Consider the following 13,495-nt stretch of genomic DNA (forward strand, 5'->3'; position numbering starts at 1 on the left):
GGGTATCTCCTCAGATTATATTTAGTTGCCTGGCGAGTTTGTAATGGTGTCCTTCGGTATCAATCAATCGTTTTTGCATGCTGATTAAATCAATCGGAATGGGTTGGTTGCTGGCATTAATAATAATGGCTTTGTTTTTCATGCCGGAATGAATACAACGAACCACTTCGCTGGCCATAATGGTTCCCTGATAAATCTCTTCACAGGTAGGATCGCCATTGCGCAAACCATAACCCATAATGGTTTTACGGATGCGTACACCAATTTTTGGTTCAAGCTGTTTAATCATGGTGTCAATGGCCCCCTGAAAGCCGGGCGAATATTCTTTGGTATATCCCTCGGAACATAAAATAATGACGCTATTTTGTTGTTCCAGCCGCTGGGATATTTTCTCTGCCAACTGGCTTAAGGCATGTTGGCATTCCGGGATCAGGGCAAAGTCGGCATTGGATTTGATCGCCGCCTGCAGCGTCAGCTCCCCGCAGTAGCCGCCCAACAGCTCAATCATAAACACGCGTCCGGGCAGGGCGCGTCCGGTGTTGCGCAGCTTGGAGACCTCTTTGATCACCTGCTCGCAGGCGGTGGAAAAGCCAATGCTGTAATGGCTGCCAAACACATCATTGTCGATGGTCATGCCCACGCCAAAACAGTTAACGCCAAATTCGCTGAGGGTATTTAAAAACTGCAGCGAACCGTCGCCACCGGCCATAATAAGCACTTCAATGTGTAAGGTTTTAAGCTGCTTGCTGATGGTTTCATATTCACCGGACACCAATTTCTTGGCCGTGCGGCCGGAAGACATTATCGGCATCGATGAAATAGAGTAATCAACCAGGTCGCGCTGACTGACAGATTGATGTTGATTAGCCAATAATCCGGGTATTCCGCCGTTAAACAGAACGATATCGGCCTGCGCCAGTCTGGCGACCTGGAAAATAAAGTTATTGATGCCGGTGACGTCGCCGCCGCTTATTACCACACCGATTTTCATATACTGGCCTCCAATCTATTCCGTGGAGCTCATTGTCATTTTTGGCATCGCTAAAATTTGCAGGCGACATCACAAAACACTCACAAACATTTCCGTGATTGACCTTGACAGACTGGCGATAGGTAATGTTTTTGAGAAGTAGATCTCATTTTAATTTAAGCACCTCAGCAGCGTTAAAACGACTATTTATTAATAATCATCATGTTACATCTATATTGCCGTGGGATTATTAGTAAGGGGAAAAATGATTGGCTGGGAGGAAATAAGTTTAACGAAGTGTGATTTCTCTCGCATTTTTATCCGATTCGCGGAGATTAATCGTAATAAATACGCGGAGAAGATTAATAACCGCGTATTTATTACGTTATTTAATTCAGGATACCACTCAGGCTTTGATAACGGTCAACCCGGCCTGTTCCAGTGGGGCCGTTAGCGCGGCGTCGGTCGAACGCTCGACAATAATACTCTGCGCCAGTGTGATATCGCCAATCGCATACTGCGAGGCGGCATTCAACTTGGCGGCAGAGGCCAACACCACGGTTTCGGCTGCCCGCGCCGCCAGAGCGCGTTTGATGTAGGCCTCTTCCAGATCGCCGGTGCTCAGGCCGGCGGTCGGGTGCACACCGGTTACGCCCATAAAGTAGAGGTCGGCGCGGATGTGCGACATGGCTTCCACCGCTGCCGCGCCCACGCTGACGATCGAGTGTTTGTACAGCCGCCCACCGATCAGAATGACTTCCACTTTGGGGTGCTCCACCAGGCCAACCGCCACGCTGGGGCTGTGGGTGACGATAGTGGCCTCCAGCGTGGCGGGAAGCTGTTTCACCAATTCGGCGGAAGTGGTACCGCCGTCGATGATCACCACCTGGCCGGGTGCGATCATTGCCGCTGCGGCTTTGGCAATGGCGCGCTTGGCGGCAGATTCCTGCCCGTTTCTTTCGGCGAAGGTGGCAATCGCTGGAGAGACCGGCAGCGCGCCACCGTGCACCCGTTGCAATAGGCCTTCACTGTCCAGCTCGCGCAAGTCACGCCGCAGGGTATCCTCGGACAACCCGAACATCTCGCTGAGCTGTTTGGCCAGCACCTGTCCGTCCTGGGCCAGTTTTTCCAGAATGATTTTTTTACGTTGGCTGGTGAGCATGACGTTCCCCCGTTAAATTTACTCTGCACGAAATATCTTGATCATACACGAAATTGCACGATAGTATCGCTTTCCTTTCCTGGTTGTGGAGTTGACCAACATGATCGCCACTAAAGATCGGGTTCGTATTATCGAAACCCGGGTGCTGTCCGATGACTGGTATCTGCTGAAAAAAACCACCTTTGATTTTTTACGTCGCGATGGCGTCTGGCAGCGGCAAAGCCGTGAAACCTATGATCGCGGCGACGGTGCTACCATTTTGCTGTTTAACCGCCAGGCGCAAACGGTGGTGCTGACGCGCCAGTTTCGCTTCCCGGTGTTCGTCAACGGTCACGACGGCATGCTGATCGAGGCCGCCGCCGGTCTGTTGGACAACGCTTCGCCGGAAGAGCGTATCCGTGCGGAAGCGGAGGAAGAAACCGGCTATAGGGTGCAAAACGTGCAAAAGGTATTTGAAGCTTATATGAGCCCCGGTTCCGTTACCGAGAAGCTGCATTTTTTTGTCGGCGAGTATCATGCCGCCGGGCGGGTCAGCGACGGCGGTGGGGTGGAAGCGGAGGGCGAAGATCTCGAGGTGATTGAACTGCCGCTGGCGGAGGCGCTGAGCGCCATTGCTCAGGGGAGTATTGTCGATGCCAAAACCATCATGCTGTTGCAGTTTGTCGCCCTGAATCACACCCTGGAGAATGCGCTATGAAAGCTCAACTGATATTAATTGCCGGCCCTTACCGCAGCGGTACCGATGGCAATGCACAGCGTATTGCCGATAACCTGCAACGCCTGGAACAGGCCGCGCTTGAGGTGTACCAACGGGGGCATGTACCGGTGATTGGCGAATGGCTGGCGTTACCGCTGGCGGCGGCGGCAGGCTCAACCCGCCATGGCGATGCCATTAGCGAGGAATACCTCTATCCGGTGGCCCATCGGCTGATTGCCCAGTGTCAGGCGGTGTATCGCATTGAGGGGGCTTCCGCCGGTGCGGATAAGGATCTGTTGCTGGCAAGGGAGTGGGGGCTGCAGGTGTATCACCACCTGGAGGAGATCCCGCAGGTCACGCTAACCGCTCGTTAACGGGAGCACTGCGTGAAGCCGTGCAACTGAAGTCCCTGAAAGTTGACTTGTGTTCACGCAGTGCGTTTTAGACCGGGAAAACCGCAGCGGAATTAATTGATCAATGTGCTCAGTTCAGCGAGGTGGGGTTCGTTCAAGGTGTATCACCAAAATGATGCAATCACCGGAAGATTTTTTAACCATCGGTACCTTTTTCATTGTCGCGGTGGTTGGCGGCTTTTTTTGACTTAATTTTCTGCGTTTCTGCGTTTCTGCGTTTCTGCGTTTCTGCGTTCCGCTCTCCTCTCCACCCACTTGAAGCCATCCTGTTTACCTCTTTCGCACTGCAACCATGATGCAGATCAAAGTTGTTGGTATAACTTGGTATACCATGGAATTCCATGAGGCAAGCACAACGCACCACGCCGCATCGCCAGCCTCTATTACTCCTGAATAAGCAGGCTGACACTATGAGGTTCCAATGAAGATTATGAAAACCATGCAGCGTTTCCCCGGTGGCATGATGGTGATCCCATTATTGCTGGCGGCGCTGCTGAACACCTTTTACCCACATGCATTACGCATTGGCGGATTCACCGAACAGCTGTTCGTGTTTGGTTCCTCACCGCTGATTGCTCTGTATTTGCTGTGCGCCGCCGCCGGCATCAACGTACGCAAAGTAGGGCGTCCGCTGGAGAAAGGGGCGGTGCTTTTTGTGGCTAAAGTGGTGTCCGGCATCGTCATTGGGCTAATTGTGGCGCACTTCTACGGCGTAAAAGGCCTGTTGGGTATTTCACCGTTGGCGTTAATTCCCGCCATGACGGCGATCAACGGTGGGCTGTTCGGCGGCCTGGCCGGCGAATTCGGCGATAACACTGATGTGGGCGCATTGGCGCCGGTGCTGCTCGGCTGCAGCCCATTCTTTACGCTGATTGCGCTGGGGGCTTCCGGCTTGATCAGCGTGCCCTATAGCGCATTGTTTGCCGTGATCTTCCCGATGATTGTCGGTTTCGTTCTCGGCAACCTGGATGACGACTGGAAGGAGATGCTGACCAAAGGGCAGAACTTCCTGGTGCCGTTCTTCGCCTGGTCGCTGGGGATGAATCTTAACTTTCACCAGTTGGTGGCGGCGGGCGTGCAAGGCATCGTTTTGGGGCTGGTTACTCTGGTAGTCACCGGCGGGTTGGGGTTCCTCGGCTATCGCTTGTTCTTTCGCGACACCAAGCCGGCCATTGGCGCTGCCATTGGGACTACTGCGGGGTTGTCGGTCGCCTTTCCCGCCGTAGTAGCTCAGGTGGCCCCCGGGTTTACGCATTTGGCGGCGGTAGCGGCGGCCCAAATTTCATCTGCGGTGATAGTGACCGCCATTTTATGTCCTTTGGTGGTCTCGCTGCTGGCTAAACGCTCGGTTCGCCAGACGGCCAAACAATATCAGTAATTACTTCAAACGAGGTTGAAAATGTCACAGTCAAAGGTTTTGGCATTAAAAATTATGCCTTGCGATAGCGTTGCCACCGTATTGGAAGATGTACATAACGGCGATGTTATTACAGTAAAAGACAAGTCAGGGAATACTCAGCAGATCACCGCGGGTGCGGACATTCCTTTCGGTCACAAGATCGCCGTTGCGAAATTAAGTGTGGGTGATGAAGTGCTGAAATACGGGGAAAGCCTGGGGATAGCCACTAAAGGCATAGTTATCGGTGACTATGTGCACACCCATAATCTGGAAAGCCAGTACGGTCGTGGTGATATTAATCATGGCGGTCAGGTTATTCACACCCGCGCTTCCCGTTATTAGGAGATATTATAATGAATAATTCATTTAAATGGTTTGGTTATCGCCGGGAAAATGGCCAGGTAGGTTCACGTAATATCGTAGCAATTATTCCTGCGACCGTCTGCGTCACCGAAATTGCTCAAGCCATTGTGTATAACACCCAGATGTCGAAAGCCTTGTTGCACCACTGCGGCTGCTGTCAATTGATGCCCGATCTGAGCCTGGTGACCGAAACTCTGGGCCGTCTGGGCTCCCATCCCAACGTCGGTGCAGCACTGGTGATCAGCCTCGGTTGTGAAGGCTCTAACGCCGATGAGATCGTGGCGCAGATAGCCTCTACCGGTCGCCCGGTAGAAAAAATCGTGATGCAGGAATTGGGGGGCACCAGTCGCGCCATCCAGCAGGGTATTGATCTGGTGCAGAAGATGGCGATTGCCATTTCGGCCCAGCAGCGTAGTGAGGCTGGCCTGGAAGATTTGGTGATGGGCATCAAATGCGGTTCCTCAGACACCACCTCCGGACTGTCGTCCAACATGGTCATCGGCCAGATGTCAGACAGCATCGTGGATGCCTGCGGCACGGTGTTGTTTGGTGAAACGACCGAATTTATGGGAGCCGAGCATATTCTTGCCCGCCGTGGCCGTACGCCAGAAGTGGGGCAACGCATCTATAAAATCGTTGATGCCATGGAGAAAAGGGCGATGGCGGTTGGGGTAGACATGCGTAACGGTCAGCCGACGCCGGGCAACATTGCCGGGGGGTTATCCACCATTGAGGAAAAATCCTTGGGTGCGATCAATAAGTCGGGCTCGCGCACTATTGAAGGGGTGTTGGATTACGCCGATGTGGTCCCGGGCAAGGGGCTGTGGATTAAAGACTCACCGGGGTTTGAGCCGGAAATCCTGACCGGTATTGCTGCCGGCGGTGCGCAGGGCATCGTGTTTTCTACTGGCCGCGGTGCGCCACAGGGCTTCCCAATTGTCCCGGTGCTGAAAATTTGCGGCAACCCGCGCACTTATCAGCAGCTTTCTCACGATATGGATATTGACGCCGGGCAGATCATTCTGGGCAACAAGTCGATTGAGCAGGTGACAGAAGAAACCCTGACGGCATTCATGCGGGTATTGTCTGGTGAGCTAACCAAATCGGAAGCCATCAACTACAACCGCACCATGGATATACATACTTACGGGCCTAAAATTTAATCCCTGCCTGCCATTCAGGTTCTCCCCACGCTATATCCGTTCGGCGTGGGGGTTTTTTAATCATCAGGCCCAAACTTTGACGCTGGATGGCTCATGTTAAAATTACATTTGTATATGACGCCAATTTTTACATTACTGTTAATCAATTATTATTTTATTCTGGTTGCCAGTCGTTAACCCCACCTTCCGCTTAATGGCCCCGTGCTTGTGGCTCCTGCCGTGATGTATGATAATTAAATAGATAAAACAGGAGCGACATGATGTCAGCACAGTTATTTACCCCGATCCAACGTAGCGACCGGCAACGAGGCGCCACGTTAGCCATGCTGGTTTATGAAGCGCTCAAGGAGGCTATCGTCAGCGGCCGGATCAAGCCGGGTGAATGGCTGCCGGTTCAGCGCGAGCTGGAAGATCAACTGGGGGTTTCCCGTCCACCTATCCGTGAAGCGCTGACCAAGCTGCAGGCCGAAGGGTTGTTGACCGGCGGGCAGGGCAATGGTCTGCAGGTGGCCGACATGTTTGAAGATGCCTTCGCTTCCCCCCTGAGCAACCTGCTGATTTCCAATCCTCAGGTACGGCTGGATATCCTGGAGTTTCGTCGTTTGCTGGAGGGGGCCGCCGCGTTCTATGCCGCCAAGCGCAGTACGCCACAGGAGCATCAACATTTGCGCCAGCTTTATCAGGAACTGGCCTGGGCTTATACGCAAGGAACGCTGCAGGAGGCCGCGAGGGCGGATGCAAAATTCCATCTGGGCATTATTGAGGCAGCCCATAACCAGGCGATGTTGAGCGTGATGAGTGGTTTTTACTCGGTGTTGCAGGATTCGGTGCTGGATGCGGCCGATACGATCCGCCGCGATAAGCAGAACTGGGATGAGACCGATCGACATCACCAACAGCTTCTGCAGGCGATCATCGACGGTGATGCGGAACGGGCTCAGGCACTGGCCTGTGAACACCTGACCTTCCTGTATTCGACGCTGTCCGCTTCACAACCGGCAATCCCTTAATAATACCGGCTCCTCCATCTGTCAGCGAGGAGCCACGATCTTATCTTTCCTCTGAGACGGCTTTCAGTCCGTTAATCAACTTGTCCATACCGGCCTCAACCTTGCTGCGCGGGCAGCCGACGTTCAGCCGCAGGAAGCCACGGCCTTCTTCGCCGTAGGTGAAGCCCGGCATGATGGCAACCTTCTCCCGCTCGATCAGCACCTGTTGTAACTGACGGTCGTCAATGCCCAGCGGGCGCAGATCGATCCAGGCCAGGTAAGTGGCCTGCGGCGGTTGCCAATTCAGTATCGGGAACGCCTGATTCAACCGCTCGGCAACGTAGGTCAGGTTGTCCTGCAGGTAGTCGCGCAGTGCGTCCAGCCAGGGCTCGCCGTGGCGATAAGCGGCAATATGCGCGACAACCGCCAGTACTGCCGGAGAAGACAACCCGTCGCGGGCCTTAAGTTGCTGAGTGTAGGCCTCACGCGCGGCATCATCGCTGATAAACCCGTAGGCCCCGGTCAACGCCGGGATATTGAAGGTTTTGGAACCTGAGGTCAGCAGTGCCCAGGGCGTGGTGGCAACCTGGCTCCAGGGCGTATGACGTTGTTCACCCCAGACCATATCCATATGGATCTCATCGCTGATCACCCGCACGTCGTGGCGTTCGCACAGCTCGGCCATTTGCTGCAATTCTTCCGCACGCCATACCTTGCCGGTCGGGTTGTGCGGGCTGCACAGCAGCAGAATTTTGGTTTGCGGCCGCGCCAGTAACGCCTCCAGGTGGGCCATATCGCACTGCCAGTCGTTGCCGTCCTTGTGCAGTGGACAGGCCAGCAGTTGGCGTTGATTACCGAGGATCACCTTATAAAAAGCGTCATAGGCCGGGGTGTGGGTCACGACGTATTCACCCGGTGCCGACCACAGGCGAATCAATTGCGCCACCATGTAAATCACCGACGGGCCATAGACCGCCATATGGGTGTCGATGGGGGTATTGAAACGCTGCTGATACCAGTGGCGCACCGCGCCGAGAAAGTCCTCGTGCTGCCAGCGGCTGTAGCCCAGCACACCATGCTGCAGGCGCTGTTGCAGCGCCTCGAGAATGCAGGGTGCGGTGGCGAAATCCATATCGGAAATGGTGAACGGCAGCAGGTCATCGTGACCAAAACGGTCAGCGATGTAATCCCATTGCGTGCACCAGGTACCGTGCCGATCGACCGGGGTGGAAAAATCAAACATTTGACGCTCCCTGCAGGGCCGCAGCAGGAAGCGCTGCCGCTATCAGTGAGTCTAATTCATCTTTCACCGATTGCACCTGCGGGCCGATCACCACCTGCAGATTGTGCTCATTGAGGTGTACCACGCCAATGGCGCGATTTGCCTTCAGCGCCGCGTCATCCACCTTGCTCATGTCGTCGACCGACAGGCGCAGACGGGTGATGCAGTTATCCAACGAAACAATATTCTCACTGCCGCCCAGCGCCGCCAGAATGGCCGGAACGTTATAGCCGGATTTGCCGACCGGGCCAACGGGTGCGCTCTGGCTGGCGGTGGTTTCGCTTTCGCGGCCCGGCGTTTTGATATTAAAGCGCTGAATGGAGAAGCGGAAAATGGCGTAGTAGGCGGCGAACCAGATGCCGGCGACGATCGGTACCAGATACCACTTGGTGGCGGTACCGTGCAGAATACCGAATACCACGAAGTCGATGATATTGCCGTCGGTGTTGCCGATAGTCACGCCCAGCAGCGCCATCACGGTGAAGCCCAACCCGGTGAGGACCGCGTGAATGAGATACAGGAACGGTGCGACAAACAGGAACAGGAACTCGATCGGTTCGGTGGTGCCGCCGACCACGCAGGCCACTACACCGGAGATCAGCAGGCCTTTAATCTTGTGGCGGTTTTCCGGCTTGGCACAGTGATACATGGCTAACGCCGCGCCCGGCAGACCACCCAGGAAGGCCGGCATCTTGCCCTGTGACAGGAAGCGGGTGGCGCTTTCGGCAAAGCCGGTGGTGGTTGGGCAGGAAAGCTGCGCCTGGAAGATGGTCAACGCACCGCTCACGGTATGGCCGCAGACGTCCAGCGTGCCGCCCGCCTCGGTAAAGCGGATCAGCGCCACCAGAATATGCTGCAAGCCGAAGGGTAACAGCAGGCGTTCGCCAGTACCGAACAGCATCGGCCCAAAGGCACCAGCGCTGTTGATCACCCAGCCCAGCCCGGTAATACCGGCGGCAAACCAGGGCCAAATCAATGGGATCACCAGGCCACACAAACCCAGTATCACGGTGGTGACGATCGGTACAAAGCGGGTGCCGCCGAAGAACGCCAGCGCATCCGGCAGACGGATGGTGTGGAAACGCTCGTGCAATTTATAAACGATGATACCGACGATCACCGCACCCAGAATACCGGTATCAATCGATTGAATACCGAGGATATTTTGGATGTTGTTGGCTTTCAGCACCAGCGGATCGGTGGTGGGTAAAATGCCGGTGGTGGTCAGGTAGAAGTTGGTGGCCAGGTTCAGTACCGCAAAGCCGACAAAGCCGGAGAACGCGGCGACGCCCTTGTTTTCACGCGCCATACCCAGCGGAATGGCAATGGCGAACATCACCGGCAGGAAGCTAAAGGCAAAGGAGCCGATCTTGCTCATCCAGGTGAACAGCAACTGGAAGGCAGGGTGGCCGATAAACGGCAGCAGGGTGATGACATCCCGGCTGCTCAGTGAACTGCCGATACCCAGCATGATGCCGCAGAACGACAGCAAGGCGACGGGCAGCATAAATGTTTTGCCCAGGCTCTGGAAAAACTCCCAGAGCGTGATTTTTTGTTTTTTAGGTGCTGGCATAACCGGCGGCTCCTGGCGGAAAAACATGCGAAAGTGGTGTGTACCCCTGTTAGGTAAAAATAAGATAAAACGTTTTACCTACTAAAAATGCGCCACTAATCACAATTCCGACGCGCACTTTGCGGTGACAATGACGAGACCAGTAAAACGTTTTACTGACCAAACAGATTCGGTATACCATTTGCTGCAAGATGCAGAATGCCCAGGATCGGGCTCGCAGAGGTCATGACCATCAAAAAGATCACCATTACCGATGTCGCGCAGCAGGCCGGTGTTTCGGTCACCACCGTTTCGCTGGTGCTGAGCGGCAAAGGGCGTATTTCACCCACCACCGTGGCGCGGGTGAACCACGCCATTGAACGCCTGGGCTACGTACGCAACCGTCAGGCGGCGACGCTGCGCGGTGGGGCGTCGGGCGTGATTGGCCTGATCCTGCGTGATATCTGCGAGCCGTTTTATGCGGAAATGACCGCCGGGCTGAGCGAGGTATTGGAGGCGCACGGCAAAGTGTTGTTCCTGACCCAAAGCGGTCGCGACGGCAAGGGGCTGATGCGCTGTTTTGATACGCTGCTGGAGCATGGGGTTGACGGCATGGTGCTGGCGGGTGGCATACGCTCGGCCGAGGGCCTGAAGGAGAAGGCCGCAGAGCAGGGTGTGCCACTGGTGTGCGCTGCACGCTCGAATGGCCTGGAAGGGGTCGATGTGGTGCGGCCGGACAATATGCAGGCCGCCAAGATGGCCACCGAATTCCTGATCAAGCGCGGCCACAGCCAAATCGCCTATCTGGGCGGGCAAAGCAGTTCTTTAACCCGAGCCGAACGGCTGGGAGGCTTTTGTGCCACGCTGGTGCAGTATGGCCTGCCTTTCCGCTCCGACTGGATTGTCGAGTGTGACTGTCATCAGCGGGCGGCGGCAGAAGCAGCGGAAAACCTGTTGCGCCTACACCCGAACATCAGCGCACTGGTCTGCCATAAGGCGTCGGTGGCGTTGGGCGCCTACTTTGGCATCGTGCGCAGCGGGCGCAGTATCGGTTCAGAAGGCGTCGACACCTACTACGGTCAGCAGGTGGCGCTGATTGGTTTTGGCGATGTGCCTGAGGCCGAACTGACCGAACCGCCGCTGACGCTGGTTTCCAGCTCGGCGCGAGAAGTGGGGCGCAGCGCCGCCTCACGCTTGCTACAGCGGATCGCCGACGCTGAGTTACCACCGCAAAACGTGATTCTGCCGCCATTGTTAATCAAACGTGGCTCGGCCTGATCTCAATCTCATTGTTGTTCATCCTCGACCTGTTGCTGGATCCAGCTGACAAACACTTTCATCGCCGGCGTCATATCGCGTGATTTCAGGTGGGTCAGCCAGTAGCCGCCAAGGTCGGCTTCGGTGCTGAAGGGGCGCTGTAACAGGCCTACCCGCAGCTCGCGGGCAAACATACGTGCCGGAGCCAGCGCCACACCACCGCTGTGGATCGCCCCTTCTACCATCAGCCGGGAAGAGTCGAACACCGGGCCGTTAATCCGCCACGGCGTCACCTGCGCTGCGGCAAACCAGCGTTCCCACTCGTCCTTGCGGTAGCTGCGCATCAGCAGTTGGTGTTGCAGATCCTGTGGCGTGTGAAGTTGCTCTGCCACTTGCGGTGGGCACAGCACCGTCAGCGGGGCGTCAAACAGTTTGAGGTTGTGGGTCGCGGGCCACCGGCCTTCACCGAAGCGGATAGCGAAGTCCATTCCGTCGGCCGACAGGTTAACCAGGTTATTATTGGTTAACACCCGCAGATCGATAAACGGATGTGACTCTCTGAACGCCGCCAGCCGGGGCATCAGCCAGCCGACGGCAAAGGTGCCGACCACCGCCACCGTCAACACCTCATGGAAATGCCCGCCTTCGAACTGTTGCAGTACCGACTCAATGCGGTCGAAAGCGTCGGTCAATATCGGCAGCAGCGCCTGTCCTTCCTCGGTCAGATCCAGCCCGCGCGGCAGGCGACGGAACAGCTGAATACCCAACTGTTGTTCGAGTGTGCGCACCTGCTGGCTGACCGCGGCCTGGGTGACGCTCAGTTCCAGTCCGGCGCGGGTAAAGTTCAGGTGACGAGCGGAGGATTCAAACGCCCGCAGGGCATTAAGCGGCAGTCGGTTGCGCATAGAGTTAGCCATAAGTTTTTCTTTATGCTGGCTGAAATTCTTATCGCTTGTCAACCTCAGGCGAAACCCCGATATTTAGCCCAGCTGTTGCGGAATTAACGCAGTCAGAAAAGGAATAACACCGTTACCCAAGGATATCTTCGTGTCGAATGGCAATAAAATCTTTTACCATCGGCCGATACCCTGCAACCCAAGAGCTTTCACATGACCAAAATAAATCGCTTGGCGGCCGCGTTGCTGGCCGCAATGATCCTGCCGGCTGGCCATGCCGCCGATAAGGCCGACATCGACGCCATTATTCAACCCCTGATGCAGAAATATGGCGTACCGGGCATGGCCATCGCCGTGTCGGTGGACGGCAAGCAGCAGTTTTATCACTATGGCGTGGCGTCCAAACAGACCGGCAAGCCGATCACCAACCAGACCTTGTTTGAAATTGGTTCATTGAGCAAAACCTTCACTGCCACATTGGCTGCCTATGCACAGAATGAGGGCAAATTGTCCTTTGCCGAGCCGGCCAGCCATTACCTGCCGGAACTGCGCGGCAGCGCCTTTGACCACGTCAGCCTGCTGAACCTGGCCACGCATACCTCTGGTCTGCCGTTGTTTGTTCCGGACCAGGTGACCAACGACGCGCAACTGATGGCCTATTACCGGCAGTGGCAGCCGACGCATGCGGTAGGCAGCTACCGGGTTTACTCCAACCTGGGGGTTGGCATGCTGGGGATGATCACCGCCAAAAGCCTGAACCAACCCTTTGCTCAGGCGATGGAAACACAGTTGCTGCCAGGGTTGGGCATGAACCATAGCTACGTGAATGTTCCGACCGGGCAGATGGAAAATTACGCCCAGGGTTACAACAAGCAAGACCAGCCGGTGCGAGTGACTCCGGGCCCGCTGGACGCAGAAGCCTACGGTATTAAGTCCAATGCCCAGGATCTGATCCGTTACCTGGAAGCCAACATGCAGGTGGCCAAGGTGGGGGATAAGTGGCGCAAGGCACTGGCCGCGACCCATACCGGTTATTTCCAGGCGGGGGTCTTTACTCAGGATCTGATGTGGGAAAGCTATGCTTATCCGGTGGCATTGGCCAAGCTGACGGAAGGCAACAACGCCGGAATGATCATGAACGGCACGCCGGCCACCGCCATCACGCCGCCGCTACAGCAGCAGACGGCCGCCTGGTTCAATAAAACCGGCTCAACCGGCGGGTTCTCCACCTACGCGGTATTTATTCCGTCGCAAAAAATTGCCGTGGTGATGCTGGCCAATAAGTGGTTCCCGAATGACGACCGGGTCGCGGCCAGTTACCGGATCGTGCAGGCGTTGGATAAGCCTTAACG

Annotated in this window: 13 protein-coding genes; 8 read left to right on the plus strand and 5 right to left on the minus strand. The window is 55.7% G+C overall.

Annotation, left to right across the window (positions count from 1 at the left end; genetic code table 11):
• Window positions 1-10: 10 nt before the first annotated feature.
• Entirely contained in the window at window positions 11-991 is a 981-nt protein-coding gene (locus NHG65_RS11980) for a 6-phosphofructokinase (protein ID WP_099061863.1), read from the minus strand.
• Between the two features lie 385 nt (window positions 992-1,376).
• Entirely contained in the window at window positions 1,377-2,132 is a 756-nt protein-coding gene (locus NHG65_RS11985) for a DeoR/GlpR family DNA-binding transcription regulator (RefSeq protein ID WP_099061864.1), read from the minus strand.
• A 100-nt stretch (window positions 2,133-2,232) separates the two neighbouring features.
• Here NHG65_RS11985 and NHG65_RS11990 point away from each other — a divergent pair, with 100 nt between their 5' ends.
• From NHG65_RS11990 to NHG65_RS12015, 6 genes are all read left to right on the plus strand, one after another.
• Window positions 2,233-2,829 (plus strand): NUDIX domain-containing protein, encoded by a 597-nt coding sequence (locus NHG65_RS11990; RefSeq protein ID WP_219016080.1) that lies wholly within the window; start codon window positions 2,233-2,235, stop codon window positions 2,827-2,829.
• Window positions 2,826-3,203, plus strand: coding sequence for an NUDIX hydrolase (locus NHG65_RS11995; protein ID WP_499183376.1), 378 nt, complete (start codon window positions 2,826-2,828; stop codon window positions 3,201-3,203). The genes NHG65_RS11990 and NHG65_RS11995 overlap by 4 nt, the downstream gene beginning before the upstream one ends.
• Before the next feature lie 460 nt (window positions 3,204-3,663).
• Window positions 3,664-4,620: a 2-keto-3-deoxygluconate permease gene (locus NHG65_RS12000; RefSeq protein WP_499183377.1), complete on the plus strand. Its 957-nt coding sequence runs from the start codon at window positions 3,664-3,666 to the stop codon at window positions 4,618-4,620.
• A gap of 21 nt (window positions 4,621-4,641) precedes the next feature.
• Window positions 4,642-4,983 (plus strand): UxaA family hydrolase, encoded by a 342-nt coding sequence (locus tag NHG65_RS12005; RefSeq protein WP_198404386.1) that lies wholly within the window; start codon window positions 4,642-4,644, stop codon window positions 4,981-4,983.
• A gap of 11 nt (window positions 4,984-4,994) precedes the next feature.
• On the plus strand, window positions 4,995-6,167 hold the full coding sequence (locus NHG65_RS12010; protein WP_099061868.1) for a UxaA family hydrolase: 1,173 nt from the start codon (window positions 4,995-4,997) through the stop codon (window positions 6,165-6,167).
• 257 nt (window positions 6,168-6,424) lie between these two features.
• Window positions 6,425-7,177: a FadR/GntR family transcriptional regulator gene (locus NHG65_RS12015; protein WP_207977044.1), complete on the plus strand. Its 753-nt coding sequence runs from the start codon at window positions 6,425-6,427 to the stop codon at window positions 7,175-7,177.
• A 40-nt stretch (window positions 7,178-7,217) separates the two neighbouring features.
• Here the strand turns inward: NHG65_RS12015 and NHG65_RS12020 are convergent, their stop codons facing one another.
• Together NHG65_RS12020 and malX are read right to left on the minus strand one after the other, a co-directional pair.
• Complete coding sequence (locus tag NHG65_RS12020; protein ID WP_413476910.1) at window positions 7,218-8,399, minus strand: MalY/PatB family protein; 1,182 nt, start codon at window positions 8,397-8,399, stop codon at window positions 7,218-7,220.
• Window positions 8,392-10,011 carry a maltose/glucose-specific PTS transporter subunit IIBC gene (malX, locus tag NHG65_RS12025; protein WP_085116642.1) on the minus strand — a complete coding sequence of 540 codons (1,620 nt, stop codon included), beginning with the start codon at window positions 10,009-10,011 and terminating at the stop codon, window positions 8,392-8,394. Before malX ends, NHG65_RS12020 begins: the two co-directional genes overlap by 8 nt.
• A gap of 225 nt (window positions 10,012-10,236) precedes the next feature.
• On the opposite strand from malX, the gene NHG65_RS12030 reads away from it, so the two are divergent.
• Entirely contained in the window at window positions 10,237-11,268 is a 1,032-nt protein-coding gene (locus NHG65_RS12030; RefSeq protein WP_499183378.1) for a Mal regulon transcriptional regulator MalI, read from the plus strand.
• Between the two features lie 8 nt (window positions 11,269-11,276).
• On the opposite strand, the gene NHG65_RS12035 is transcribed toward NHG65_RS12030, so the two are convergent.
• The gene (locus NHG65_RS12035; RefSeq protein ID WP_261417109.1) at window positions 11,277-12,164 is read right to left on the minus strand and encodes a LysR family transcriptional regulator; all 888 of its coding nucleotides are present in this window, start codon (window positions 12,162-12,164) and stop codon (window positions 11,277-11,279) included.
• A gap of 192 nt (window positions 12,165-12,356) precedes the next feature.
• Between NHG65_RS12035 and ampC the strand changes: the two genes are divergently transcribed.
• The gene (gene ampC / locus NHG65_RS12040; RefSeq protein ID WP_261426722.1) at window positions 12,357-13,493 is read left to right on the plus strand and encodes a class C beta-lactamase; all 1,137 of its coding nucleotides are present in this window, start codon (window positions 12,357-12,359) and stop codon (window positions 13,491-13,493) included.
• The last annotated feature ends 2 nt before the right edge of the window (window positions 13,494-13,495 follow it).

The sequence above is a fragment of the Serratia myotis genome (assembly GCF_027474885.1).
GTDB classification, from domain to species: Bacteria; Pseudomonadota; Gammaproteobacteria; order Enterobacterales; family Enterobacteriaceae; genus Serratia; species Serratia proteamaculans.